Genomic DNA, 25129 nt, shown 5'->3' with positions numbered 1-25129 from the left:
CCGTGGCTGAGCAGAGCACGCAAACCCCTCTGCGCGCAAGGATCTCCATCACGGGGATCCTTGCGGCGCTGATCACGCTGACGGCGGTGCTCTGGTCCTCTGGCGCGCCGTTGTGGTTGGGCTGGCGTGTCTATTCCGAACAGGTTCTGATCGCCGCTTTGGCCTTTGCCATGGCGGTTGCCTTCATCATCAGCCCCAGTGGACCGCGGTGGTGGACGCGCTTTGCTGCGGCTGCCTCCATCGGCTTTGGCGCATGGCTCGCCCTGCGCTTTCCGACGCTATCGGAGAATGTGTTTTACCATCCGACGGAGGCGCTGATCATCTCCGTGATCGGGTTTGTGCTGCTGCTGGATGCCGTGCGGCGCACGATGGGGTGGAGCCTGATTGTTATTCTTGGCACCGTGTGTCTCTACGCGCTCTTTTCATCGAATTTCTCAGGACCGCTGCAAAGTCGGTCCATTGCACCGGATCGGTTGCTGACGTTTCTGATGTTGGACAGCGCTTCGCTCGCTGGGGCGGCATTGTCGATTGCGGTGGCGGTTGTGGTGCCGTTTCTGATCCTGTCACAGCTTCTGCTGGCGACGGGCGGGTCGGCGTTCTTTTCGGATCTGTCACTGGCGCTTGCAGGCCGCAAGCGGGGCGGGGCGGGCAAAATCGCGATCCTTGGTTCTGCGTTTTTTGGGTCGGTGTCGGGTAGCGCTGTGTCCAATGTGGCCTCCACTGGTGCCATCACCATCCCGATGATGAAAGACGGCGGCTACCGGTCCAAGACCGCGGGCGCGATTGAGGCTGCGGCTTCAACGGGTGGGCAGTTGATGCCGCCCATCATGGGGGCGGCGGCCTTCCTGTTGGCTGAGAATTTGCAAGCAAGCTACATCGACGTGATGTTGGCCGCGCTGATCCCGTCGATCCTGTATTACTTCAGTCTGTTCATGTTCGCGGATCTTGAAGCGGGCCGCCTGAACATCGCGCGGGTTGAGGAAGCGCGCATCCCTCCGATGGCTCGTGTGATGCGCAAAGGTTGGTTTGTCTTTGCTCCCTTCGTGGTCCTGCTCGTCGGCCTGTTCAGTTTCAATCTGCGCCCTGAGACGGCCGCTCTGGTTGCGGTTTTGGTGCTTCTGGGGTTGTCGATGATCCAGACCTATGATGGCCGCCGCGTCAGTCCCAAGGTGCTGATTGGTGTTCTGGTATCTGCTGGCAAGGCTGCGGTGGAGATCATCCTGATCTGTGCCATCGCCGGGATGATCATCGGACTGGTCGCACGCTCTGGCCTGTCCTTCGGGATGGGGTTTTTCCTGGTGCAGTTGGGCCAGTCGAGCTTGCTGTTGTTGCTGCTTGTGACCGCGTTGGTCTGTATTGTGATGGGAATGGGGTTGCCGACGGTCGGGGTGTATCTGCTGCTGGCATCCCTTGCTGCGCCGCCCTTGGTGGAGCTGGGTTTGCAACCGATGGCGGCACATCTCTTTGTGCTCTACTTCGGCATGCTGTCGATGCTGACCCCGCCTGTTGCGATTGCGGCCTTCGTGGCGTCCAACATGGCCAAGGCACCGCCGATGGCAACGGCGGTCGAAGCGGTGCGCATCGGGTGGCCTGCCTATTTGATCCCGTTCTTTTTCGCAGCCTCTCCGGCGTTGCTGTTTGATGGCGCGTTGTGGTTGATCGCGGTCACCGGGATCAAGGCGCTGATTGGCGTCTATGCGGTCACCGGGGGGATTGTCGGATTTATCGGGCGTGATTTGTCGGCGCCTGAACGCGTGATTGCCGCGGGGTGTGGGATCGCTGTCTTGTGCCCTTGGGAGGCTTTTGCAGGTGCTGTTTGGCTGAACGCCGTTGGGCTGGCGATTGCCCTGATGTTCATCGCGTTGACCCGACGCAGCATCGCCTAGGGCGCAGAGGTGTGAGGGGCGCTAACTGCAACTGAGCGCTTGACTGACCGATCAGTCAGGATATGGTCACCACATGGGAGTTGAAGCTGAAGTCCTGACGAAAGACGGTCTTTCGACCGTGGAGCGCATTACAATCGCTGCTGAGCTAGAGTTTGCGGAGCGTGGTTTCGATGGCGCGGGGATGAAAGCCATCTCGCGCCGTGCAGACGTCAGTCAGGCGCTTTTGCACTACCATTTCGGCAGCAAGGATCAGCTTTATACCGAAGTTGTGAAACGGCGTTCAAAGGTCATCAATGACGAACGGGCGGCCTTGCTGGACAGCGTCGATCTGAACGCTGCGGATGCCTTGGCGCAGATCCTTGATGCGCTGTTCCGGCCCCCGCTTGGGCCAGCGGGGGGTGATCAAGCCTACACCCGCATCTTCGGGGGATTGATTGTGGGGCGGGAGAGGGAGCGGCTTCTTGTCAAAGCCTATTACGACCCGACCGCGCAGCGGTTTATCGATGCCCTTCAGCGGATCAAGCCAAAGATGAGCCGTAAGACGGCGGCGCATGCCTATTCGCTGGCGCTAGGTGCGCTGGTGGCTGTGATCAGCCGCGATGGGCGGATTGAACGGCTGATGGGGGAAGAGGGGCAAAGGAGCATCGAGGACGTGCTGGACGGCCTTGTCACCTTTGCCAGCGGCGGGATCGCTGCTTTGGCAGATCGAGAAAATTGAACCAAACACCTGGGAGGGAAACATGAAAACGACACTGAGAGCGCTGCTTCTGGCAGCAACAGCCGCACTGCCCGTGGGTGCCATGGCGGAGACGATCAACGCCACCATCGCCGCAGGTCATCCACCTGTCTTCCGCTGGGTCAAAATGCTGGACGAGGTATTTGTCCCTGCCGTTGCCGCCAAGCTGGAAGGCACGGAGCACAGCGTGAATTTCACCGGGCAATACGGTGGTTCCATCGCCAAGGTTGGAGAGGAACTGGAGGCGGTTGAAGCGGGTCTGGTGGAATTGGGCACATGTCAGGCGCTTTTTGATCCGGCCAAGATGGCTCCACAGAACGTGACCTATTACACCCCCTTCGTCAGCGATGATGTGCGCAAGGTCAGCGATCTGATGCACCGTTTGCAGGTTGAGGATGCCAACATGCAGACCAGCTATGACAACAATGGCGTGGTTTATGTTGGCGCACCGATTGTGATCGACGACTACCTGTTGATGACCAACTTCCCGGTCTCATCTCTTGCTGATCTGGAAGGCAAGAAGATCGGCGCGCCGGGGGCCGCGTTGAACTGGCTGAAAGGGACGGGAGCTGTCGGTGTCTCGGGCAACCTCACGACCTATTACAATGAGATTAAGACAGGCGTTTTTGACGGCGTGATCGTCTTCGCCTCTGCTGCGCTTCCGGGCAAGCTTTTCGAAGTGGCGCCCAACATCACCCGTGCCGGGCTTGGCGCGCAATACGCGGGCTCCATCTGTGCCAATGCGGATTGGTGGAACGGCCTGCCTGCTGAAGTGCAGATTGCGATGACCGAAGCTGCTGGTGAAACGGGGGAGTGGTATGTTTCCAACCTCGAAGCGGCTGTGACAGGTGCGTTTGAGGCGATGGGAGCCGCCGGCGCCACGATCACCGATGCGCCACAAGACATGCGGGACGTCTGGGCTGCCGGTATGGACAACGCGGCCAAGGAATGGGCGGCAGGTATCCCCGGCGGAACTGACGTTCTGTCCACCTACATGGAGGAGATGCGCGCTGCAGGGGCCACGCCTCTGCGCGACTGGGACAAAGAGTAACCCATGTCCGCCATTGCACGTCAGGATCCAGCGCCTCTGCGGGCGCTGGATGTGTGCACACAAGCGGCGAATGTTGTCGGGTCACTGCTGATTGTCGGTCTGGTCTTGCTGATCGGCGCAGATGTGCTGGGCCGTAACCTTTTTGCCGCCCCGATTTCGGGGGTGCCGGAGATGGTGAAACTGTCGATTGTGGCCATCGTTTTCTTGCAGGCACCGCAGGCGTTGAAGGCAGGGCGTATGACCCGCTCTGACGCGCTGATTGACAGGATCAATGCGCGGTTTCCCAAGTTGGGCGGCGCGATGGAGACGGTGTTTGACCTGCTGGCGATCCTCGTCATCGGCGCGATCTTCTATGCGACCTATCCGATCTTCATCAAATCATGGGTGCGCAACGATTTCGTCGGTGCCGCTGGCGATTTCACGGCACCCACATGGCCTGTCAAACTGATGATCCTCATTGGGGCGGCCTTGCTGCTGTTGCAGTTCTTCGCCCGCATCGTGCGCAGGTATCGGAGCGCGCAGGCATGACCGCATTCGACATTGGTCTAATGGCGCTGGGTGGCATGGGCTTTTTCGTGATGCTGGGGATGTATGTGCCCATTGCGCTGATCCTGATGTCGTTCCTGGGGGTCTGGGCAATCAAAGGCTCACCCCTGCTGGCGGCCAAGATGCTGGGGCTGGCGGCGAATGATGCCATCGCGAGCTATTTCTTCGGCGTTGTGCCGCTGTTTGTGTTGATGGGTTTTTTGGTGTCCGAAAGCGGGATCGGGCGGGACGCCTTTGATGTGGCCAATGCGATGTTCCGCAAGATCAAAGGCGGGCTGGGCGTGGGTACCGTCGCCGCCAATGCGATTTTTGCGGCGGTGACGGGTATCTCCATCGCCTCTGCTGCTGTCTTTACCAAAATTGCCGTGCCTGAGATGCGCAGGCATGGCTACACCAACCGCTTCTCCGTTGGGGTTGTGGCAGGCAGTTCCGTGCTGGGCATGCTGATCCCACCATCGCTGTTGCTGATCCTCTACGGGCTGCTGACCGAACAGAGCATTGGTGATCTGTTTGTCGCGGGCATCGGCCCCGGCATCCTGCTCGCGGTGTTCTTTGCCATTGGCGTGGTGCTGATGGCGATCTTTGCGCCCAAGTTCACCGGGGAGACGTTGAGCACAGATGCACAGGCGCTTTCCAGTGGAGAGCTGATCAGCAAATCCGTCCCACTTGCCGCGTTGATCCTTGTTGTTCTTGGCGGGATCTACGCCGGTTTCTTTACCCCGGTGGAGGCGGGGGCGGTCGGCGCAATTGGCGCGCTGATCATCGGCCTGATCAAACGCCGCCTTGATCTGCCTGCGCTCTGGCGTGTGCTGGTGGAGACCGGGTTGGTCACTGCTGCGGTTTGTTTCCTGATCATCGCTGCGCAGATGTATTCGCGGATGCTGGCCTTTTCAGGGGTGCCGAATGCCTTTGGCCAGATGGCAGCCACGGCTGATCTGGGGCTGATGGGGTTGATCCTGCTGTATGTGCTGGTGGTGATCCTGCTGGGGATGATCCTTGATAGCTCCTCCATCATGCTGATCCTTGTGCCGCTGATGCTGCCCATCCTGAACCCGATGGGCGTTGATCTGATCTGGTTTGGCATCGTCACTGTTGTGGCCATTGAAATTGGCCTGCTGACGCCGCCCTTTGGCATATCCGTCTACGTCATCAAATCCACGCTGGATGATCCCGATATCAGCCTTGCCGATATCTTCATCGGCGCGGCCCCCTTTGCCTTGATGATGCTCGCCTGTCTGGCGCTGATCATCGCCTTCCCCGTCATCGCCACCGGCCTGTTGTAACACCCGAAGGAGACCCCATGCCCCGTACCTTCATTGACCTTTCGGTTCCACTGGAGGCGGATATCCCCTCCGATCCGGAGATCATGTTGCCCCAGATCGAATACTTCGACCACAAGCAGACGGCAGAGCAGATGGCAGGGTTTTTCCCCGGCATGACGCCTGATCAACTGCCCGGCGGTGATGGCTGGGCGTTGGAGAAACTGACGATCTACACCCACAACGGCACCCATCTGGATGCGCCTTATCACCACCATTCGACGATGAACGGGGGGGAACGCGCGATCACCATTGATGAAGTGCCGTTGGAGTGGTGTTTCAATCCCGGTGTGAAGCTGGATTTCCGGCATTTCGATGACGGCTACATGGTCACGCCTGCGGATATTGACGCGGAACTGGCCCGGATTGGCCATACGCTTGCACCGCTGGATATCGTGGTGGTGAACACCTCGGCCGGGGCGAAGTACGGTCAGCCGGATTATCTGATCAAAGGCTGCGGCATGGGGCGCGATGCGACGCTGCACCTGTTGGAGCAGGGGGTGCGGGTGACAGGCACCGATGCGTGGAGCTGGGACGCGCCTTTTCCACTGACCGCGGCGCGGTTTGCAAAAGAGGGTGACCCGTCGATCATCTGGGAGGGGCACCGCGCCAGCATGGAGATCGGGTACTGCCATATTGAGAAGCTCGCCAACCTCGACCAGCTGCCTGCGACCGGTTGGACGATGTCTTGTTTCCCTTTCAAGATCAAAGCCGCGTCCGCCGGGTTCATCCGCGCCGTCGCGATACTGGAGGACTGACCCATGGCAAAAACCATCATCACCTGCGCCATTACCGGGGCCATTCACACGCCGACGATGTCGGATGCGCTGCCGATCAATTCCGAAATGATCTATGAACAGGCCGTTGAAGCCGCCCATGCGGGGGCCGCGATCCTGCATCTGCACGCGCGCAACCCCGCCAATGGCGCACCGTCGATCAACCCGGACCACTTCATGGAATTCCTGCCCCGCATCAAGGCAGAGACGGATGCGATCGTGAACATCTCCACCGGGGGCAGTCTGAGCACCGGGATCGAGGACCGGATGGCCCCCGCTGTGCGCGCCTCGCCTGAGATGTGTTCGCTGAACATGGGGTCGCTCAACTTCGCGATGCACCCGCTTGCCGATCGGTACAAGGCGTGGAAGTTCGATTGGGAGGAAGCCTATGTGCGCGGCTCCGAAGGCAATATCTTTCGCAACACCTTTGAGGATATCGCGAAGGTGGCTGAAACCTTGGGCAAGGCGCATGGCTGCCGGTTCGAGCATGAGTGTTATGACGTTGGTCACCTCTACAACCTGAAATTCTGCATGGATCAGGGCATGTTCAAAGCTCCGGTCTTTCTACAATTCGTGATGGGCATCCTGGGCGGCATCACGGCCAATATCGACAATCTGGTCTTCATGAAGCAGACCGCAGACCGCCTGTTCGGTGACAACTACCGCTGGTCTGTGATTGGTGCGGGTGTGGCACAGATGCGGTTGGGGGCTGTGGCGGCACAGATGGGCGGCAATGTGCGCGTGGGGCTTGAGGATTCACTCTTCATCGCGCGCGGTAAGCTGGCCACGTCCAACGCCCAGCAGGTGCGCAAGATGCGTGAAATCCTTGGACTGCAAGGCAATGAGATCGCCACCCCGGATGAGGCGCGGGCGATCCTTGCGCTGAAAGGTGCAGACAAGGTGACGTTTTGAGGAAGGGCAAAGGATGACCATAGAGCAACCGAAGGAACCGGTGGACGTTGTCTTTGCCTGTTCCGGTCATGCGACGGGCAAGATGCGCAATGATCTGGACGTCCGGATGGTCGAGCCGATGCTGGAGACGTTCACGCTGGCAACGGATGAAGGGCCGTTTCACGGGGGCGATGCCACCGCACCACCTCCGCTGGCGCTGTTCATTGGGGGGCTGACGGGGTGCATCATGACGCAACTGCGCGCCTTTGCGAAACGCATGGGCGTGCAGATTGATGACCTGCATGTGGACTGCAAGATCGTCTGGCAGTGGACCCCCAGGGATCGCATTTATGAGACTGCACCAAAGTCGTTTGAAATCGACATTACACTTGAAAGCCCCAACCCGCTGAACGAACAGATGGCTCTGATTGCGGCAGCCAAGAAGGGTTGTTTTGTCGAGCAGACGTTGGGCCAGTCAAATGTCATCCGTCACCGGCTCAAGACAGCAGAAGGGTTTGTGTCTGCGGATGGGGGCTGAACCTACCCGGCAACGCGGATGTTCAGGCCTTTTAATGCAACGTCAAAATCCGCACCGGGCGCGGCGTTGGTCACCAGCATATCGCCTTCCTTGAAAGCGGGCTGACGCAGGGCAGGCCTGCGGTCTTGCGGCTGAAACTTTGAGGCATCCACAGCCATGATCGCCGTTTTGGCGTTGTCCATCATCGCGGAAGCAATATCGACCTCGCATTGTTCATGCACCAGAAATGCCTTGGTGGGGTGGACCATGGAGGCGGACAGCACACAGTAATCCACCTCCATCCGTTCGATCACTTCAAAAGCCGCGCGGTCAAAGGCGGCGCCGTCATGGTCACGCAACTGGGTGCCCGCCATGGAGACGTTGTTGCCGGGGATCATTGCAAGCGTGCTGGCAACGAATGCGGAATTCGTCACCACTGTGAGCGCCTTGCGCTGCCTCAGTGCCTGCGCGATGAACGCCGAAGTCGAGCCGGTATCAATGGCAACGCTGTCACCGTCCTGAATGATCTGCGCAACCTCGGAGGCGATGGCGACCTTTGCGTCGCGGTTCACGCTCATCCGAGACAGGAACGGTGGATCCAGCGCGGATTTGTTCGATACCAGCGCGCCATGCACCTTGCTCAGGTCCCCGCGCTCGGCCATCGGGCGGGTCACACGGCGGATGGTTTGATCCGAAACGCCAAGAATCTGGGAGAGTTCCTGCACAGAGACGGTGCCCAGCATGTCGACCGTGCGCAGGATCTCTGCTGAGTATTTTGACAAGCTGCGTGACTGCATGACGGGGTGCTCCTGAAGGAACTTCTAACAAAAATCAACAAAAACCAACATCGTTATGGTTTTGCCTGAAAAGGCTGTTGGTGTGGTGGCCTTGTATGTCGAAAGCCGCCGGATTTATCCATTCACTATTTCCAGTAGGTCTGCGTGTAGGTGTGGCGTCGCTGCGGTGAGGGTCCTGCCGTCCGATTCCATGGTCAGGCGGTTGCCTTGCCAGTCTGTCATCATACCACCTGCGGCTTCGACGACCGCGGAGACGGGCAGATAATCGTAGGGTTGCAGATCAAAATCCACGACCGCATCCGCATGTCCACTGGCCACCAAAGCGTGAGGGTAGCAATCGGCTGCCATGCGGCGAAGGTTTCCGGCAGCAATCAATCGGTTGAAGACCGCCGTCTCTCGTTGGGCAAGTTTATCGCCTTCGTTGATAAAAAGCCGCGCGGCGCTCAGGGATGTGCAGGTGCTTGTTTTTATGGCGTTTCCATTGCATGTCGATGGTATGTCATGGCCACCTGCATAGACTTCGTTCAATGCGGGCATCCGGATGATACCCATCTCGGGCACACCCTGAACGACATAGCCAAGCAACATACCAAAGAGCGGAAGGCCGGTGATGAAAGACCGTGTGCCGTCGATTGGGTCGATGATCCACATGTCTTCAGCGATGCCGGTCTTGCCGAACTCCTCTCCAAAGATCGCGTCATGGGGATAGTGATGCAGCAACCCTTCGCGGATAGCGCTTTCGGTTGCCTTGTCGGCAATCGTGACAGGGCTCTCGTCCGACTTCGTTTCAATATCCAACGGTCTGCGGAAGTGTGCCATGGCCACTTCAGATGCTGTCTGAGTGATCTCCAACGCGTGTTTCAACCGTTGCCGGAGCTCTGCCACGCTCATCCTCCCCTTTGAAATGGGTTTCTCCTTGCCTTCAAATTGATGTGTCGGCGTTAAAAAATCCACAGAAAAGTACATCATTTGTTGTTTTTTGTTGATTTGTGCGGGGGATGTTGTTGAATGGCTGGGTCAATGCCGACGCCGCAGCATGATTGCATTTCGGAAAAAGAGTGTCGGCTCAAACTGGGAGACCTTGACATGAAACGCCTTTCCCTCGCCGTTGCGACACTACTGGCCACGGCTCCAGCTTTTGCAGAAGACTCCAGCGATCCGATTAAACTGACGCTGCACGATTGGTCAGGTCAGCTGATCACCACCACGTTGATGGGGGAGGTCCTGAAAAAAGCTGGAAACAATATCGAATACGTACAGGCCGACTACATTGCGCAGTTTGCGGGCCTGAAAACGGGTGATCTGCACCTTGCGATGGAACTGTGGGAAACCACAGCGCGTGAGGCGATGGACGAGGCCTTTGCCACCGGCAATGTTGTCAGCTTCGGAGAGACCGGCATGCAGGCGATCGAAGAGTGGTGGTATCCCGCCTATATGGAAGAGCGCTGCCCCGGATTGCCGGATTGGCAGGCGCTGAATGATTGTGCGTCCGAATTCGCCACAGCGGAAACCGCGCCAATGGGCCGTTACCTTGGCGGGCCTGTGACCTGGGGTGGCTTTGATGACGAACGTGTCGAAGCGCTCGGCATGGACTTTGAGGTGGTGCATGCGGGCACGGATGCAGCCCTTTTTGCCGAGCTTGAAGCGGCCTATCAGCGGCAGGATCCGATTGTCCTGTGGGTCTATGCACCCCATTGGGCCCCGGCGAAATACGACGGCAAGTTTGTGGAATTCCCTGCCTATTCCTCTGAGTGCTACAATGATCCTTCCGTCGGTATTAACCCCGATGCCGCCTATGACTGCGGCAAGCCCCGTGGTCCGATCTGGAAAGCAGGTTGGGTCGGTCTGGCGGACAAGTGGCCCAGTGCGGCGAAGACCATTGAGAACTTCAAGATCACCAACGAAGACATGGGTGCCATGGTTGCGGATGTTGATCTGAACGGAAAGTCCGTTGATGAAGTTGTCGCCGCCTGGATGACAGAGAACAAGGACACATGGTCCGGCTGGATTGCGAAGTAAGCAAAGCTGTCGAAATGGATGCGGCGTTTGCTTTCCTGCGCCGCATCCTAATACTCTATTGTAATCAACGCTCCTTTGTCCGCTGAACCTGCGGCGGAAGAGGGCTGCGCCCGAGGTCCGGATGAGCACATCTGTCATTCTTGATTGCCGCAATGTCTGGAAGCTGTATGGCGCGCAGGCGGAGAGCCTGTTGGCGCAGAATCCTGCGCCAGACGCAGAGATGCTGAAAGAGGCGGGCGTGATCGGCGCTGTGCGTGCAGCGAACGTGCAAATCCTCAAGGGTGAGATCTTTGTCATCATGGGATTGTCCGGTTCGGGCAAGTCGACCTTGGTGCGGTGTCTGTCCCGCCTTGTGGAGCCGACAGCTGGAGAGATCGAATTTGACGGTCAGGACCTGCTGCGCGCCACGGATGCGGAACTGATTGAGATCCGGCGCAAGAAAATGGGCATGGTGTTTCAGCAATTCGCGTTGATGCCGCATCTGACCGTGCTGGAAAACGCGGCATTTCCGTTGGAGGTGCAGGGCGTGGATCGGGCAACCCGTGAAACACGCGCCCGCGAGATGGTGGAACTTGTCGGCCTGAAGGGGCGTGAAGGGTATCACCCGCGCGAGCTCTCTGGAGGGCAGCAACAACGTGTCGGCATTGCCCGCAGTCTGGTGGTGGAGCCGGACCTGTGGTTTCTGGATGAACCGTTCTCGGCCCTTGATCCCTTGATCCGGCGTGAGATGCAGGATGAGTTCCTGCGCCTGCAAAGCATGTTGAAAAAGACCATCGTCTTTATCACCCATGACTTTGATGAAGCCATTCGCTTGGCTGACCGGATTGCGGTGATGAAGGACGGTGTGATTGAACAGGTCGCCACCCCCGAAGAGTTGGTGCGCAATCCTGCCACGGATTACGTCGCTGAATTCACCCGTCATGTGGCACGCGCCAAGGTCTTCCGGGCCAGATCGGTGATGGAACCGCTGACCGCTGACAGCTTTGCCGGGGAGGTTGCCCATGACGCCACAATTGAAGACATCGCCGCTCAGGTCGAAGGGGCGGATGCGCCGTTCAGGGTCATGCGCGATGGCGCTGCTGTGGGGCAGATCACTGCGCGTGCCGTGATTGACGTTTTGGTGGGGCGCGTCTGATGTCGCGGGTGATGCCCTATATCACGCGAAACACCGTGTTTTGGGTGGTCCTGTTTGCCCTGACGTGGCTCTTGTCGCGCAATTCCTTCGCACTCTACAAAGCACTTGATGCGCGCTGGATTATCCGCTTTCCCAAGAAATACGAACTGCCGCTGGAAGGGTGGATCAGCACCTTTCTCGATTGGCTCGTCAATACCGCAAACTTCTGGCTTTTCACCTTTCGCGATCTGACCCGCGCCATCGCTGTGGTGATCGAAGTGCCCTATCAGGTGCTGCGCAATCTGCTGATCGAAGGTTTCCAGACCGGCTTGGGAGAGCAGGCCGTGCAGCTCGCCCCATCAATGAGTTGGATCGCCGTGATCGCTGTCGTCGTGGCTGTGGGGCATTATGCGCGCAACTGGGCGCTCGCCGGGTTGGTCGGGCTGTGCTTTCTTTATCTGGCGGTGTTTGGCCAATGGGAAAGCGCGATGATCACGCTGGCGTCGGTTTTGGTGGCCGTGCCGATTGGTGCTGTGGGCGGGCTGGCGCTGGGAATTCTGGCCTACCGCATGCCGTGGTTTGACCGTGCCTTGCGACCGGTATTGGACCTGATGCAGACGGTGCCCGTCTTTGCCTATCTGGTGCCGATCCTGATCCTCTTTGGCTTTGGCCCGGTTTCGGCGCTGGTCGCGACGATCATCTACGCGATGCCACCCATGGTGCGGGTGACCATCCTCGCGCTGCGGGCTGTCCCGGCTGAGATCGTGGAGGCAGGCCGCATGGCGGGTTGCACCGCGCGGCAGATCACGTGGAAGGTGCTGGTCCCTTCGGCGACGCCAACGCTGATGGTGGGGGTCAATCAGGTGATCATGCTGACGCTGAACATGGTGATCATCGCATCCATGATCGGGGCCGGGGGCCTGGGTTTTGATGTGTTGTCGAGCCTGCGGCGGCTGGACATTGGCGGTGGGATTGAAGCTGGACTGGCCATTGTGGTCATGGCAATTGCACTGGACCGCGCGTCGCAAGCGTTTTCCGAACGCAAATACAGTGAGCCGCGCTCAGGCAATGTGCTTCAGCGTCATCCGTGGTCCGGAACGGTGGTTCTGGTTGTCCTCGGGACCTTCATTCTTGGTCGGTTCGTGCCCGCTGTGCAGACCTATCCCGAAGCGCTGACCATCACCACAAGCCCGTTCTGGTCGGCTGCGATGGAGTGGGTCAACGTCAATTTCTTTGACACGTTTGAAGCGATCAAGACGGTCCTGCTCAAAGGGTTGTTGCTTCCGGTAAAGAAGTTCTTTGCAGGCATTCCATGGGGCTGGGGGATCATCGCGGTCGGGCTGATCGCATGGCGTGTGAATGGATGGCGGTTGGGCGTCATGGCGGCATTGCTGATGGCTTTCATCGCGGCATCTGGTCTTTGGGCCAAAGCGATGGTCACGATCTATCTGTGCGGCGTTTCGGTTCTGCTGGCCACGCTGATCGGCATCCCGCTGGGGATCTGGGCGGCGGAACGGCCACGGGCCGGACGGGTGATCCTTGGCCTGATGGATACCCTGCAAACGCTGCCGTCATTTGTGTATCTGATCCCCGTGGTGATGCTGTTCCGTGTGGGCGATTTCAGCGCGATGATTGCCGTGATCCTCTACGCGCTGGCGCCTGCCGTGCGATATGCCGCCCATGGTTTGCGCGAAGTGCCGGAGCAACTGGTGGAGGCGGGCCAGATGGCGGGCTGCACGCCAGGGCAATTGCTGTGGCGGGTAAAGCTGCCGCTGGCTACGCCGCAGATCCTGTTGGGGTTGAACCAGACCATCATGCTGGCCCTCTCGATGCTGGTGATCACGGCTCTGGTCGGGACACGTGATCTGGGACAGGAAGTCTACATCGCGCTGACCAAGGCCAACGCCGGGCAGGGGATCGTGGCAGGGCTTTCGGTCGCATTCATTGCCATCATCGCAGACCGGATCGTCAATGCGCTGGCCGAAGGCCAGAAACGGAGGTTGGGAATATGAGCGAGAGCCCCATTGATTTCGCAGCGCAGCTGCCGTGTTTCGACAACCCCACGGACATTCAGGCCCTCGACGGCGGCATCACCAACGTGAACCTCCGACTGCGCGATGGCGACAAGGAATACGTGGTTCGGCTGGGCAGCGACATTCCGGAACATGGCGTGCTGCGGTGGAACGAACTGGCCCTCAGCCGCGCGGCCCAGGCAGAAGGCATATCGCCAGCGGTGATCTATCATGCGCCCGGTGTGCTGGTACTGGAATTCATCCCCTCCACTGCGCTGGATGAAGCGGGTGTGCGGGATGCAAAAAACCTGAGCCGCATCGTTGATCTGGTGGCAAAATCGCACCGGGGGCTGGGCAAGCATCTGACGGAACCCGTGCTCAGCTTTTGGCCCTTTCAGGTCAATCTGACCTATATGACACGGCTGCGTGCCGCAGGCTCCGCGCATATTCCGAAACTCCCGCAGCTCGAAGCGGATGCAGCGATGCTGCAAGCGGCGACGGGGCCGGTGGATATGGTGATCGGGCACAATGACCTGCTGGCGGCCAATATTCTCGATGACGGATCGCGGCTGTGGCTGATTGATTGGGAATACGGCGGCTATAACACCCCGCTCTTTGATCTGGCGGGGCTGGCGGGCAACAACGGTCTGTCGGAACCTCAGGAGCGCGCGATGCTGGATCAGTATTTCGACGGCCCTGCCGAGGCACAATGGCGGCCTTTCATGGCGATGAAATGCGTCTCCCTCCTACGGGAGACGTTGTGGTCGATGACCTCTGAACTGCACTCCGAACTGGATTTTGACTACGCCGCCTATACGGCTGAAAACCTTGACCGCTTTACTGCCGCTTTGGCCGATTTCCGCAACTGCTGAGGATTGATCATGTCGCTTCCCGCATCTTCCAAAATCATTATCATCGGCGGTGGCATTGTTGGCTGTTCAACCGCCTACCACCTTGCCCAGATGGGGCAGGAGGTCTTGCTGCTGGAAAAAGCAGCACTCACGTCCGGCTCCACCTGGCATGCGGCAGGATTGGTCGGGCAGTTGCGGTCCAGCGCGAACATCACGCAGCTTCTGGGCTATTCGATTGAACTTTACGACAGGCTGGAAGAAGAAACCGGCCTGGCGACGGGATGGAAAATGAACGGCGGCCTGCGGTTGGCCTGCAACGCAGAGCGCTGGACGGAGGTCAAGCGGCAGGCGACGACGGCGCATTCCTTCGGTCTGGATATGCAGCTTTTGACCCCGCAGGAGGCGCAGGATCTCTGGCCTCTGATGGACATCAGCGATGTGATTGGTGCCGCCTTCCTGCCAACAGACGGGCAGGCCAGCCCATCAGACATCACGCAGGCGCTGGCCAAAGGCGCGCGTGCAAAAGGGGCTGTGTTGAAGGAAAACACGCCTGTAATGCAAATCCTGACGGAAAAGGGCGTGCTGACCGGGGTGCGGACGGCGGCAGGTGATATTGCGTGCGACAAGCTGGTGCTGTGTTGCGGGCAGTGGACGCGGGAACTGGCCAAATCCATCGGTGTGACGGTGCCGCTGGTGTCGGTTGAACATCAATACCTGATTACCGAACCCTTCGATGTGCCCAGCAGCTTGCCCACCCTTCGCGACCCGGACCGGCTGACGTACTACAAAGAAGAGGTCGGCGGGCTGGTCATGGGGGGCTATGAGCCCAACGGCATTCCCTGGGCGCAAAAAGGCATCCCCGATCCGTTTGATTTTCAACTTCTCGACTCCAACTTTGACCATTTCGAACAGCTGATAGAGCTATCGCTCCCCCGTGTGCCCAAGCTGGAGACCGCAGGGGTCAAACAACTGATCAACGGGCCGGAAAGCTTTACGCCGGATGGGAATTTCATCCTTGGTGAAGCGCTGGAGATGAACAATGTCTTCATCGGTGCCGGGTTCAACGCCTACGGAATTGCAGCAGGCGGCGGGGCGGGCATGGCGCTGGCGGAATGGGTCGCCAACGGGGCGCCGCCCTATGACCTCTGGCCGGTGGACATTCGCCGCTTTGGCCGGCCGCACACCGACACCGACTGGGTCCGCACCCGGACGCTGGAGGCCTATGGCAAGCATTACACAATGGCCTGGCCGTCAGAAGAACATGACAGCGGGCGGCCCTGCAGGCGATCGCCGCTCTACCAGACGCTCAAAGACGCGGGCGCGGTTTTTGGTGAAAAGCTGGGGTGGGAACGTCCAAACTGGTTTGCACAACCAGATGAGGAGGCGCGGGACATCTACACCTTCGAGCGCCCCAATTGGCATGCGCCCGTTGGGCGTGAGCACAAGGCGGCGCGGGAAGCGGCGGTGCTGTTTGACCAGTCGTCCTTTGCAAAGTTCATCCTGAAAGGTCCTGATGCAGAAGAGGCTTTGCAGTGGATCGCTGCGAACCGCGTGGACAAACCGCTGGGGGCGATCATCTACACACAGATGCTTAATGACAGGGGCGGGATCGAATGCGATCTGACCTGCGTGCGCACAGGGTATGACGAATACTACATCGTGACCGGCACCGGATATGCCACCCATGATTTCGACTGGATCAGGCGCAACATCCCCAAGGGCATGAATGCACAATTGGTCGATGTTACCTCTTCCAATGCGGTGTTGTCGCTGTTTGGTCCCAAGGCGCGCGACATTCTCGCCGCCGTGACAAACGACGATGTCAGCGACGCGCGCCAGCCCTTCGGCACCGCGCGGCAGGTCGGCATCGCTGGCTGTCCGGTTCTCGCAATGCGTATCACCTATGTTGGTGAACTCGGTTGGGAATTGCATCTGCCGACGGAATACGCGCAGACGGTTTTCGAGGCGCTGCATCAAGCGGGTGCGCCGCATGGTCTGCGCAACGCAGGCTACCGCGCGATTGAAACGCTGCGGCTTGAGAAAGGATACCGTGCCTGGTCCTCCGACATCGGGCCTGATCATACGCCGGACGAGGCCGGGTTGGGTTGGGCTGTCAAACTCAAATCCAACATCCCTTTCAAGGGGCGCGAAGCGGTGGCGGCACAGCGGGAAAGTGGGATCAAGAAAATCCTCGCCACATTCACAACGGACGGGAACACCATCCTGTCAGGGCGTGAAACCATTTACCGGAATGGGGAACGGTGCGGCTGGCTCAGCTCAGGGGGGTATGGGCATACGGTGGGACGCTCCATCGGAATGGGGTATGTGCGCGCGACCGATGTGATCGACAAGGCCTATGTTCTGGATGGAACCTATGAGCTTGAGGTTGCGACAGAACGTGTGCCTGCGGAAGTCACGCTGGCCCCATTGTATGATCCGAAAATGGAACGGGTGAAGGTCTGAGGCCATGACGCAACATGCCGCGAAACACCTGATCATTGGGGGCGGGATCATTGGCTGCTCTATCGCGTATCACTTGACGCGGATGGGGGAGAAAGACGTGGTGCTGCTGGAGCGGAGCAATCTGACGGAAGGAGCCACATGGCATGCCGCTGGTTTGGTCGGGCAGCTTAGATCGTCACGCAACACCACGCGCATGCTCAAGAAATCGGTCGAAATGTACGACCGTCTGCAAAATGAAGAGGGCATGCAGTTTGACTGGAAAAAGACCGGTTCGCTGAGGCTCGCAGCGACCCGCGACCGGATGCTGGAGGCCAAACGCCTTGCGACCATGGCCCGCAGTTTCGATCTGGAGATGGAGATCATTTCACCGTCTGAGGCGAAGGCACTCTTTCCCTTGATTGATGACAGCGGGCTGGAAGGGGCCGCGTTCATTCCGTCTGATGGGTACGTTGACCCGGCATCGCTGTGTCAGGCGGTGGCCAGTGCCGCGCGCAAACAGGGTGCTGATATTCGTCAGAACGTGGAGGTGACGGATTTTAACGTTGCCGGGGGCCGCGTCGCTTCTGTTGAGACGCGCGAAGGGCGGTGGGAGGCGCAGAACGTTATCATCGCGACGGGGATGTGGAGCCGTGAGCTGGGTGCAAAACTTGGCATTCGCGTGCCCGCCTGCGCGGTGGAGCATCAATACATCGTCACCGAAAGCACAGGCAGTGAGATCGGCCATTACCCGACGCTGCGCGATCCCGAACGGCTGGTCTACTACAAACCCGATGTCGGTGGGCGCCTGGTTGTTGGTGGTTACGAAGACAATACGCTGGCGTTTGGTAATCCGGCGATACCCGGCAGGTTTGTCCGACAGCTTCTGCCCGAGAACCTTGACCGCTTTCTGCCTCTGGCGGAATTGGCAGGGCAGGTGACGCCGGTGATCAATGAAGTGGGAATTCGTCAGGTCATCAACGGCCCCATTCCCTATTCCGCCGATGGCGATTTCGTCATGGGTTGGCAACCGGGGTTCGACAACCTGATGCTTGCGACTGGCTTTCTCTACGGCATCGCGGCTGGGGGCGGAGCAGGCGAAATGATCGCCGAATGGGTGGTTGATGGCGCCCCATCGCTTGATCTGTGGCCGCTGGATGTGCGCCGTTTTGGGCCGCACCACGGCACCCGCGCCTTCATGTTTCCCCGTGCGGTGGAGCACTACGCCCACCACTACAAGATGCGCTATCCGGGGCAGGAGCATGAAACGGTTCGGCAACTACGCCTCTCTCCGCTGTATCATCGTCTGAAAGAGGCGGGTGCAGTCTATGGATCGAAAAACGGATGGGAGCGCCCCTTGTGGTTTGCCCCGGAAGGCGTGCCCGCCGTCGATCAGCTCGATTTTCTCAGACCCGGCTGGAAGGCTTTTGCTGCTCAGGAGCATAGGGCCGTTCGCGAACGCGTGGCGCTGATTGATCAATCCAGTTTTGCCAAGTTCGATATCCTTGGCGCGGGCACAATGGAGGCGCTGCAAAAGCTCTGCGTCTCGAATATGGACAAGCCGACGGGTGCCATCATCTATACGCAGATGTGCAACGCCTCCGGCGGAATTGAGGCCGATGTGACGTTCATCAGGCTGGGCGCGGATCACTTCAGGATGATCACCGGGTCAGGGTTTGGTGTGCATGACAGCGACTGGTTGCAGCGCCATCTGCCTCAGGGTGTGCATGTGATGGAGGTCACGAGCGGATATGCGGTGCTGAATATCGCTGGACCACGTGCGCGTGAGGTCTTGCAGGCCGTGTCTGAGGCCGATGTGTCCGATGCCGCGATCCCGTTTTCCACGGCCCGTGACATCATCATTGGTGCGGCACCTGTTCTGGCGGCTCGCATTGGCTATGTCGGAGAATTGGGGTTTGAGCTTCATATCCCCACGGAATACGCGGCACATGTCTACGACAGGCTTTGGGATGCAGGGCAGCCCGCCGGGATCGCCAATGTCGGCTACCGCGCCATTGAAAGCCTGCGGATGGAGAAGGGTTATGTCTATTGGTCCGGTGACATCTCTCCGGACTACACGCCCCTTGAAGCAGGGTTGGGCTTTCGGGTGCATCTGAAATCCAAAGGGGACTTCCTTGGCCGGGCGGCGTTGGAAGCGCAAAAGCAGGAGGGCCCAGATCGTCGTCTGTGCACGTTCACCACGGATGCCAATCTCCCGCTCACAGGGGGGGAGGCAATTTTGCTGGGGGATCAGGTTGTCTCCCTTGCAACTTCGGTGGGCTATGGCTGGAGCGTGGGACAGACGATCCTGCGCGGGTATCTCGACAAGGCACATTGGGGACAAAGCCGTTTCGCGGTGGAGGTCTTTGGTGAAAGCCATCCGGTTCTTCAGGTCGATGGCCCGATCTACGATCCACAAAACACAGCGCTCAAGGCATAGGGGGAGAGATCATGACAGAACATGCAAACGCCGTGATGGAGGCGCTACGCAAGGTAACGGGTTTCAGGAAAGTCACGGAGGCCGACAGCATTACGCGCCTTGGTGGGCTGACCAATCTGGTGCACCGCGTCGATGTCGGCGCAGATTCCCTGATCGTGCGCATTCCGGGGGAGGGAACAGAGGCTTACATCGACCGGGCGGTTGAGATCCACAACGCCAAGGCCGCCGCGCGCGCGGGCGTGTCGCCCGAAGTCATCTATGCTGAGGATGAGAGCGGGCTGATGATCTCTGAAACGGTGCCGAACATTGAAACGATGACGCCTGATCTGTTCAAGACGCGCTTGGGATCGCCCGGTCGCGCAGGCAAAGCACTGGCCAAGCTCCACACCTCGGGAGAGGTTTTCGAGTTTCGTTTCGAATTGTTTGCGATGATTGAGGATTATCTGAAGGTTCTGTCGACCAAAGACGTGAGGCTGCCCGATGGCTATCACGCGCTTGTTGCGGCGGCGGCACCGATCAAGGAAGTGCTGCGCGCTGCCGATACACCGCTTGCCCCGTGTCATTGCGATCCCCTGTGCGAGAACTTCCTTGATGATGGAAAGATCATGTGGATCGTGGATTGGGAATACTCAGGTATGAACGATCCGCTCTGGGACCTTGGGGATCTGTCCGTTGAGGCGGGAATGGATGCCGCACAGGATGCCGAGATGATGACGGCGTATTTCGGCCGTGCGCCCACACCGGCAGAGATGGGGCGCATGGTCATCTACAAAGCCATGTGCGATTTGTTGTGGACGCTCTGGGGGTTGATTCAGGTTGCGGACAAGAATCCGGCTGAGGATTTCTGGGCCTATTCCATTGGCCGATTTGAGCGGTGCAAGGCGTTGATGGAGGCGCCCGACTTTGAAGGGCATCTGGACGCGGTCAAGCACGGTTGAGCACGGAAGCGGTTGGTTTCGCTTGTCTGATCGGCGATACGTTCGAACAGGCAGAAATAGATACGCCTCCGTATGGTTTTAGGGAGCCAGCCACGTCCCCTGCCAATCGTCGGTGTCACGGTACTGCGCACGCCGATGCTGTGGCCCGAGGTGGACCAGATCAATCTCTGTCAACCAGCACCTCAACACCGCAAAACGCGCGCGCTCGGCTGGCTTTTCATAATCAAACACATGATCAATCGGACTGCCGGGCAGGGGCTCGGTTCCGTAGGATATGCGGGAGCCGACGGGCACCTTGGCCCATTGCGCCTCGACCGCATCGCCGGACAGGATTTCAACCCGTGCTGTCAGCCTGATCTGAAGATCAGCGCGCGGCAACCAGACATGCAGCGCAGCAAGCGGGGTGTTCTGCAACGCACTGACCTTGGGGGTGGCAATGTCGGTATGAACCTCCACGCAAGCCGTGCTCTGCCGGGCGGCACGCAGGGCGACGGTTCGGGCCTCCGGCACCCCGTCGGGAGAGACGGTGGCGAAGGTTGGATAGCGGGCCGGCGACCGGCTGTCTGAAACGCCGCGCGACAGGTGTTGCCATGCCTCGTTCAGGAATGCGGTCAGATCGTTGGGGTCACTCATAGCCTGTCATCTCCAGATACCCGCGCCCGGTATGGCTGCCCGATGTGGCAATCGGCCCTTCCCAATAGGGGATGGTCAGCCCCATCCAGGCTTGGCTGTTGAGGGCCTTGACCGTCACGTCGACGCCTCGGTCGGGGAGGCGGACCCGCCATTCAGTCGGCACCTCCCGGCCAGCAACATCGGAGACCGCCAAAGGTGCTGCGGCGAATGCGCCATCGGGGTAGGGGGTCGTTGTGCCATCTGCCGCGATCCATGTTGACGAGGTGTAGAGCGACCCGTCCGATTGCCTCAGCTGAAAGCCCATCATCTTGGTCCCGTCGTCAAAGGAAAGGGAGAACCAATCCCAACCCGACTGTGTCTCTGACAGAGGCTGCGAAGACCATTCACGGTCAAGCCATGCCTCACCCGTCACCGCGACATCGCCAGTGGGCAGGCGCAGGGTGCCTTCGATCTGAAAGAAGGGTTGCGAGTAATAATAGCTCGCCTGACCTTCCGCTGACTTGAGGGAGAACCCGTTCTCTCCCTGAAAGATCAGCGGGCCTTGCGCGTCCAATGCCATGTCATAGCCGAAGTCGGGTCCATTGGCGGCAAGGCGGAGGGTGTCAAAGTCAGGGCCCTGCAGAACCCATTCGTCAATCCAAGCGCGGAACGGGTCTGCAACCACGCCGGCTTGGCCAATGCCCCCTCGCGCGAACCGTTCGGTTGCGAAATGCCGATCCGGGGTGGTGATGGCGGCATGGGCAAACCAGATCTGTGGGGATTGCCATCCTGTCTTTTCCCCCGGCGCGAGGGCTGAACGAAAAAGCGTCCATTGCAGCCCGTAGGGTGTGCCGTCAGCGGCCTCCAGATTTGCCGTCAGATACCACCATTCGATGCGGTAATCCGGATGCGCACCGTGATCTGTGGGGAAGGTGAAGATCGGATCGGGTTGTGGTGTTGCAAATCCTTCGGCATCGCTGCCAAGGCCCGAAAAACCCTGTGCAACAGCGGCAACTGGCAGCAAAAGGAGGACGGCGAGTACCTTAGCGTTCATTGGCAAAGACCTTCAGCAGGGCGGAGGGCGGCGTGCGCATCAGGCGCAGCGCGGGCCAGCTTGCCGCAAGAAACGCGGCCAACAGCGCGTAGAGGCCCAGCTGGATGTATTCGGCAGGGAACAGGAACATCGGTAATTGCCATCCAAACGCCTCCACATTGACAATCGTCAGCAACACCCAGGCGAGCGCAAGGCCAAGCGGGATCGCGCAGACAAACACCAGCGCTGCCAAAATGACCGCACGCAACAGCTCCAGCTGTCCAAGGCTGCGGCGCGTCAGACCCAGTGCCCAGACGGGGGCAAGTTGCGGCAGGCGCAGGTCAGCAAGGGTGAGCAGGCTCATCAGAATGGCAAACCCCGCCACGCCAAGCGTTAGGACGTTAAGCGCGGAGGTGACTGTGAATGTCCGCTCAAAAATCTCCAGTGACAGGGCCTTGATCGCCGCTTGGTTGGTGATGGCGCTGTCGGGGATATCAAGGGCGGCTACGATGTCCTGACGCAGTTGCGCCGGGTCTTCGGTGCGCACGCCAAAACGGGTGGGGTATAGATCTGGATGCAGATTGCCGAACAAGGCTTCTGACAGGATCACCTGACCTTGCGGATTGCCATAGTCCCCAACCACGGCCGCGATGGGGAGGGTAAGGTCGCTGGTAATCTGGATGTTGTCGCCAATCCATAGATCCGCCCGCCGCGCGAGTTGTTCGTTTACAACTGCACCGCGACCGCCTTCCACGACGTCCCATGCCTTGGGCACCGCATCCAGAAACACCCAATTCTCACGATAGGTCGGTCCAACGCGGGCGCCAAAGAGCCGTGCGGGCTGTCCTGCGATTTCTGTTTGTGTGGACAACAGCGGCAGGAGGTCCGTTGTGCTTTGCAGCAGATATGCCTCCAGCCGCGCACTTTCTTCGGCATTCTCGACCTGAATGAACAGTTCTGGTGCAAGGCGTTGATCCAGAAAGCCAACAAAGGTCAGACGGAAGCTCGACACCATGGTCGAGACGCCGATGTTTGCCGAGACCGCGAGCAACAGCGCCATCATTGCAAGGCTCAACCCCGGAAGCTGTTGCCGGGTGTCCGCCCAAAACCAGCTCCAGCGGGGTGTTGTGCTGCGGTCCTGAAAGAAGGTCAGAACCCTTTCGGCGACGGCGGGCAGGGTAAGGGCGGCCCCGATCAGCAGACATCCCAACAGGGCAAATCCAACAACAAGGCCTTCCCCGACAAGCGCCAGTACACCCGCCATGCCAAGCAGCGCGAGCGCGGCGATCGTTTGTAGTCGAAACCGGGAGGATGTCGCCATGACCCAGGCGCGCGGGCGGACGCTTGCCAAGAGCGGCATCCGTGCAATCTGCCAGATGCGGCTGGACAGGGCTGCGGCGGTGCCGAGCAACGCCAGCGCTAGCCCAGATGCCCACCAGACCGGGCGAAGCTCCAACGTGCCAGAGATTTGCGCCCCATAGAGGCCACGCAAGGTGGCGGCGACATCGGGCAACAGCAGCGCCGCAATCAGATACCCCAGAACAATCCCAAGTCCTGCACCGATGAGGGCGAGGGTCAGCATTTCAATCGTGATCAGAACGACAATCCTGCGCAGGGGCACACCAAGGGATCGCAAGGTGCGGATCATGCCGCGGCGTTGTTCAAAGGCCAGCCCGATTGTGCTGTGCACAATGAAAAGGCCAACCGCGAAACTGAGCAATCCAAAGGCGGTCAGGTTCAGGTGAAAACTGTCAGTGAGCTGTGCCACATCCGCCATCTGGTCGGAAAGCTGCAAACGCAGCTGCGGTGCCACCTCGCCCAGATCGGGTTGCAGGCCGGGTTGGTCCGGGAGCACCATCAGGCGGGTCAGGTCGTCCCGTCCCAGCAGGTTTTGCACCACGCCGATGTCGCCTATGGCAACGCCGGGGGCGATGTCGGCGTTGATCGTCACCTCAGCAAGATCACCCAACCGCCCGGCGGTCTGGGCATTGGCGATGAGGCGATTTGCTTGACCAAAGACAAGCGCGGGTTGCCCTTCGTTCGACATGCTGCCCGCGATGCCGCCCGGTGATGTCACGGGATCAATCCCGACCAGCCGCACGTCCCCCAATCGCCCGTCAATCACCGGAGAGACAAGCCAGCCTGACCGGCGTAGCGCCACGTAAACCTCCTGCGCTATGCGGTCACCCTGACGGGGCAGGAGCAGGTCGTATTGCCCTTCGCCAAGCGTTGAGGCGGCAGCGTCATAGCTCGCCCGCGCTTCGGCGTTGATTGCCTGAACGCCGGACCAAAGTGCTGTGGCCAGGGCAAGACCGGCAAGAAAGGCAAACAGCTGGACCGGGTTGCGCCGCCAGTGCGACAGCAACGCGCGCAGGCAGGTCAGTGTCATGCCACCAGACCGTTCTTGAGGGTCAGCTGCCGGTCCATGCGCGCGGCAATCTTGGGTGAATGGGTCACCATCATCAGCGCTGCCCCGGTTTGCGCGACCAGTTTCAGCATTTCATCCAGCACATCCTCCGCTGTGCCTTCATCAAGATTGCCGGTCGGTTCATCGGCCAGCAGCAGCTTGGGGCGCGCGGCCAAAGCGCGGGCAATCGCCACCCGTTGCTGTTGCCCGCCAGAGAGCGCTTCGGGGTATTTCTTCATCTGATCTGCCAGCCCCAACGCGCCCACAAGTTGCTGGATATGTGCCTCATCCACACGCCCCGCAAGAGCGGCCTGAAAGGAGATGTTGGCCGCGACTGTCAGGGACGGGATCAGGTTGAACTGTTGGAAGACCAGCGCGATTTCACTGCGGCGCAAGGCTGCTCTACCGCTGTCATCAAGGTCGGTCATGTCTATGCCGGACACTCTGACAGCGCCGCTACCCGGTGCTTCAAGACCGCTGGCAATGTGCAGAATGGTGCTTTTACCGCTGCCCGATTCACCGGTCAGGGCCAGGGTTTCGCCCTCAGCCAATTCAAAGCTGATGCCGCGCAGCACCGGCACGTCCCCTTCGCTGTCGCGAAAGGACTTTTGCACCGATTCGAACTCAAGAACCATCACGTCTCTCCAATGGGGCTAAGGTATGGCGTATCGGCTGGTTTGACAGGGCGCGCGCGCAGAAACCAAATCAGATGTGTCGAAAGCCAAAGCATCGCGCGTGGTTTGCC

21 protein-coding genes are annotated in these 25129 nt (G+C 59.5%); 15 read left to right on the top strand and 6 right to left on the bottom strand.

What is annotated here, in order from left to right:
* The first annotated feature begins 2 nt into the window (after nt 1-2).
* The 8 genes from Q1A91_RS01770 (at nt 3) to Q1A91_RS01735 (ending at nt 7743) form a co-directional block, all read left to right on the top strand.
* Nucleotides 3-1886, top strand: coding sequence for a TRAP transporter fused permease subunit (locus Q1A91_RS01770; RefSeq protein WP_299871962.1), 1884 nt, complete (start codon nt 3-5; stop codon nt 1884-1886).
* Between the two features lie 73 nt (nt 1887-1959).
* Complete coding sequence (locus Q1A91_RS01765) at nt 1960-2604, top strand: TetR/AcrR family transcriptional regulator (RefSeq protein WP_299871959.1); 645 nt, start codon at nt 1960-1962, stop codon at nt 2602-2604.
* 22 nt (nt 2605-2626) lie between these two features.
* Nucleotides 2627-3673, top strand: a complete 1047-nt coding sequence (locus Q1A91_RS01760; RefSeq protein WP_299871956.1) for a C4-dicarboxylate TRAP transporter substrate-binding protein — start codon at nt 2627-2629, stop codon at nt 3671-3673.
* A 3-nt stretch (nt 3674-3676) separates the two neighbouring features.
* On the top strand, nt 3677-4201 hold the full coding sequence (locus Q1A91_RS01755) for a TRAP transporter small permease subunit (RefSeq protein WP_299871953.1): 525 nt from the start codon (nt 3677-3679) through the stop codon (nt 4199-4201).
* Nucleotides 4198-5502: a TRAP transporter large permease gene (locus tag Q1A91_RS01750; protein ID WP_299871950.1), complete on the top strand. Its 1305-nt coding sequence runs from the start codon at nt 4198-4200 to the stop codon at nt 5500-5502. The genes Q1A91_RS01755 and Q1A91_RS01750 overlap by 4 nt, the downstream gene beginning before the upstream one ends.
* 17 nt (nt 5503-5519) lie before the next feature.
* Nucleotides 5520-6296 (top strand): cyclase family protein, encoded by a 777-nt coding sequence (locus tag Q1A91_RS01745; RefSeq protein WP_299871947.1) that lies wholly within the window; start codon nt 5520-5522, stop codon nt 6294-6296.
* Between the two features lie 3 nt (nt 6297-6299).
* Nucleotides 6300-7226, top strand: a complete 927-nt coding sequence (locus Q1A91_RS01740) for a 3-keto-5-aminohexanoate cleavage protein (RefSeq protein ID WP_299871944.1) — start codon at nt 6300-6302, stop codon at nt 7224-7226.
* A gap of 13 nt (nt 7227-7239) precedes the next feature.
* On the top strand, nt 7240-7743 hold the full coding sequence (locus Q1A91_RS01735; protein WP_299871941.1) for an OsmC family protein: 504 nt from the start codon (nt 7240-7242) through the stop codon (nt 7741-7743).
* 2 nt (nt 7744-7745) lie between these two features.
* Here the strand turns inward: Q1A91_RS01735 and Q1A91_RS01730 are convergent, their stop codons facing one another.
* Nucleotides 7746-8519, bottom strand: coding sequence for a DeoR/GlpR family DNA-binding transcription regulator (locus Q1A91_RS01730; protein WP_299871939.1), 774 nt, complete (start codon nt 8517-8519; stop codon nt 7746-7748).
* A gap of 114 nt (nt 8520-8633) precedes the next feature.
* A complete protein-coding gene (locus tag Q1A91_RS01725) occupies nt 8634-9410 on the bottom strand; it encodes an inositol monophosphatase family protein (RefSeq protein ID WP_299871936.1) in 777 nt (258 codons plus the stop codon).
* Nucleotides 9411-9605: 195 nt separating this feature from the next.
* Here Q1A91_RS01725 and Q1A91_RS01720 point away from each other — a divergent pair, with 195 nt between their 5' ends.
* The 7 genes from Q1A91_RS01720 to Q1A91_RS01690 all read left to right on the top strand — a co-directional run bounded on the left by Q1A91_RS01720 (nt 9606) and on the right by Q1A91_RS01690 (nt 20332).
* Complete coding sequence (locus Q1A91_RS01720) at nt 9606-10538, top strand: ABC transporter substrate-binding protein (RefSeq protein ID WP_299871933.1); 933 nt, start codon at nt 9606-9608, stop codon at nt 10536-10538.
* A gap of 121 nt (nt 10539-10659) precedes the next feature.
* On the top strand, nt 10660-11673 hold the full coding sequence (locus tag Q1A91_RS01715; RefSeq protein ID WP_299871930.1) for a glycine betaine/L-proline ABC transporter ATP-binding protein: 1014 nt from the start codon (nt 10660-10662) through the stop codon (nt 11671-11673).
* A gap of 11 nt (nt 11674-11684) precedes the next feature.
* Nucleotides 11685-13664 (top strand): proline/glycine betaine ABC transporter permease, encoded by a 1980-nt coding sequence (locus Q1A91_RS01710; RefSeq protein WP_299871928.1) that lies wholly within the window; start codon nt 11685-11687, stop codon nt 13662-13664.
* On the top strand, nt 13661-14536 hold the full coding sequence (locus Q1A91_RS01705; protein WP_299871925.1) for a phosphotransferase: 876 nt from the start codon (nt 13661-13663) through the stop codon (nt 14534-14536). The genes Q1A91_RS01710 and Q1A91_RS01705 overlap by 4 nt, the downstream gene beginning before the upstream one ends.
* A 9-nt stretch (nt 14537-14545) precedes the next feature.
* Nucleotides 14546-16978 (top strand): FAD-dependent oxidoreductase, encoded by a 2433-nt coding sequence (locus Q1A91_RS01700; RefSeq protein WP_299871922.1) that lies wholly within the window; start codon nt 14546-14548, stop codon nt 16976-16978.
* A gap of 4 nt (nt 16979-16982) precedes the next feature.
* On the top strand, nt 16983-19394 hold the full coding sequence (locus tag Q1A91_RS01695; protein WP_299871919.1) for an FAD-dependent oxidoreductase: 2412 nt from the start codon (nt 16983-16985) through the stop codon (nt 19392-19394).
* 11 nt (nt 19395-19405) lie between these two features.
* Entirely contained in the window at nt 19406-20332 is a 927-nt protein-coding gene (locus Q1A91_RS01690) for a choline kinase family protein (protein WP_299871916.1), read from the top strand.
* A 78-nt stretch (nt 20333-20410) separates the two neighbouring features.
* Here Q1A91_RS01690 and Q1A91_RS01685 read toward each other — a convergent pair whose 3' ends face one another.
* From Q1A91_RS01685 to Q1A91_RS01670, 4 genes are read right to left on the bottom strand one after another with little or no spacing between them, the layout of a single operon-like run.
* Nucleotides 20411-20965, bottom strand: coding sequence for a pyridoxamine 5'-phosphate oxidase family protein (locus tag Q1A91_RS01685; RefSeq protein ID WP_299871913.1), 555 nt, complete (start codon nt 20963-20965; stop codon nt 20411-20413).
* Nucleotides 20958-21998, bottom strand: coding sequence for a lipocalin-like domain-containing protein (locus tag Q1A91_RS01680; protein WP_299871910.1), 1041 nt, complete (start codon nt 21996-21998; stop codon nt 20958-20960). The genes Q1A91_RS01685 and Q1A91_RS01680 overlap by 8 nt, the downstream gene beginning before the upstream one ends.
* A complete protein-coding gene (locus Q1A91_RS01675; protein WP_299871907.1) occupies nt 21988-24366 on the bottom strand; it encodes an FtsX-like permease family protein in 2379 nt (792 codons plus the stop codon). Before Q1A91_RS01675 ends, Q1A91_RS01680 begins: the two co-directional genes overlap by 11 nt.
* Nucleotides 24363-25019, bottom strand: coding sequence for an ABC transporter ATP-binding protein (locus tag Q1A91_RS01670; RefSeq protein ID WP_299871904.1), 657 nt, complete (start codon nt 25017-25019; stop codon nt 24363-24365). Before Q1A91_RS01670 ends, Q1A91_RS01675 begins: the two co-directional genes overlap by 4 nt.
* Nucleotides 25020-25129: the final 110 nt, after the last annotated feature.

It is taken from the genome of uncultured Sulfitobacter sp. (assembly GCF_947500075.1).
Classification (GTDB): domain Bacteria; phylum Pseudomonadota; class Alphaproteobacteria; order Rhodobacterales; family Rhodobacteraceae; genus Sulfitobacter.
This window is presented reverse-complemented; position numbering and strand designations above follow the sequence as displayed.

Coding starts and splice junctions, on each gene's coding strand:
- Q1A91_RS01765 (WP_299871959.1), top strand. CDS start 1,960: ATGGGAGTTGAAGCTGAAGTCCTGACGAAAGACGGTCTTTCGACCGTG.
- Q1A91_RS01760 (WP_299871956.1), top strand. CDS start 2,627: ATGAAAACGACACTGAGAGCGCTGCTTCTGGCAGCAACAGCCGCACTG.
- Q1A91_RS01755 (WP_299871953.1), top strand. CDS start 3,677: ATGTCCGCCATTGCACGTCAGGATCCAGCGCCTCTGCGGGCGCTGGAT.
- Q1A91_RS01750 (WP_299871950.1), top strand. CDS start 4,198: ATGACCGCATTCGACATTGGTCTAATGGCGCTGGGTGGCATGGGCTTT.
- Q1A91_RS01745 (WP_299871947.1), top strand. CDS start 5,520: ATGCCCCGTACCTTCATTGACCTTTCGGTTCCACTGGAGGCGGATATC.
- Q1A91_RS01740 (WP_299871944.1), top strand. CDS start 6,300: ATGGCAAAAACCATCATCACCTGCGCCATTACCGGGGCCATTCACACG.
- Q1A91_RS01735 (WP_299871941.1), top strand. CDS start 7,240: ATGACCATAGAGCAACCGAAGGAACCGGTGGACGTTGTCTTTGCCTGT.
- Q1A91_RS01730 (WP_299871939.1), bottom strand. CDS start 8,519: ATGCAGTCACGCAGCTTGTCAAAATACTCAGCAGAGATCCTGCGCACG.
- Q1A91_RS01725 (WP_299871936.1), bottom strand. CDS start 9,410: ATGAGCGTGGCAGAGCTCCGGCAACGGTTGAAACACGCGTTGGAGATC.
- Q1A91_RS01720 (WP_299871933.1), top strand. CDS start 9,606: ATGAAACGCCTTTCCCTCGCCGTTGCGACACTACTGGCCACGGCTCCA.
- Q1A91_RS01715 (WP_299871930.1), top strand. CDS start 10,660: ATGAGCACATCTGTCATTCTTGATTGCCGCAATGTCTGGAAGCTGTAT.
- Q1A91_RS01710 (WP_299871928.1), top strand. CDS start 11,685: ATGCCCTATATCACGCGAAACACCGTGTTTTGGGTGGTCCTGTTTGCC.
- Q1A91_RS01705 (WP_299871925.1), top strand. CDS start 13,661: ATGAGCGAGAGCCCCATTGATTTCGCAGCGCAGCTGCCGTGTTTCGAC.
- Q1A91_RS01700 (WP_299871922.1), top strand. CDS start 14,546: ATGTCGCTTCCCGCATCTTCCAAAATCATTATCATCGGCGGTGGCATT.
- Q1A91_RS01695 (WP_299871919.1), top strand. CDS start 16,983: ATGACGCAACATGCCGCGAAACACCTGATCATTGGGGGCGGGATCATT.
- Q1A91_RS01690 (WP_299871916.1), top strand. CDS start 19,406: ATGACAGAACATGCAAACGCCGTGATGGAGGCGCTACGCAAGGTAACG.
- Q1A91_RS01685 (WP_299871913.1), bottom strand. CDS start 20,965: ATGAGTGACCCCAACGATCTGACCGCATTCCTGAACGAGGCATGGCAA.
- Q1A91_RS01680 (WP_299871910.1), bottom strand. CDS start 21,998: ATGAACGCTAAGGTACTCGCCGTCCTCCTTTTGCTGCCAGTTGCCGCT.
- Q1A91_RS01675 (WP_299871907.1), bottom strand. CDS start 24,366: ATGACACTGACCTGCCTGCGCGCGTTGCTGTCGCACTGGCGGCGCAAC.
- Q1A91_RS01670 (WP_299871904.1), bottom strand. CDS start 25,019: ATGGTTCTTGAGTTCGAATCGGTGCAAAAGTCCTTTCGCGACAGCGAA.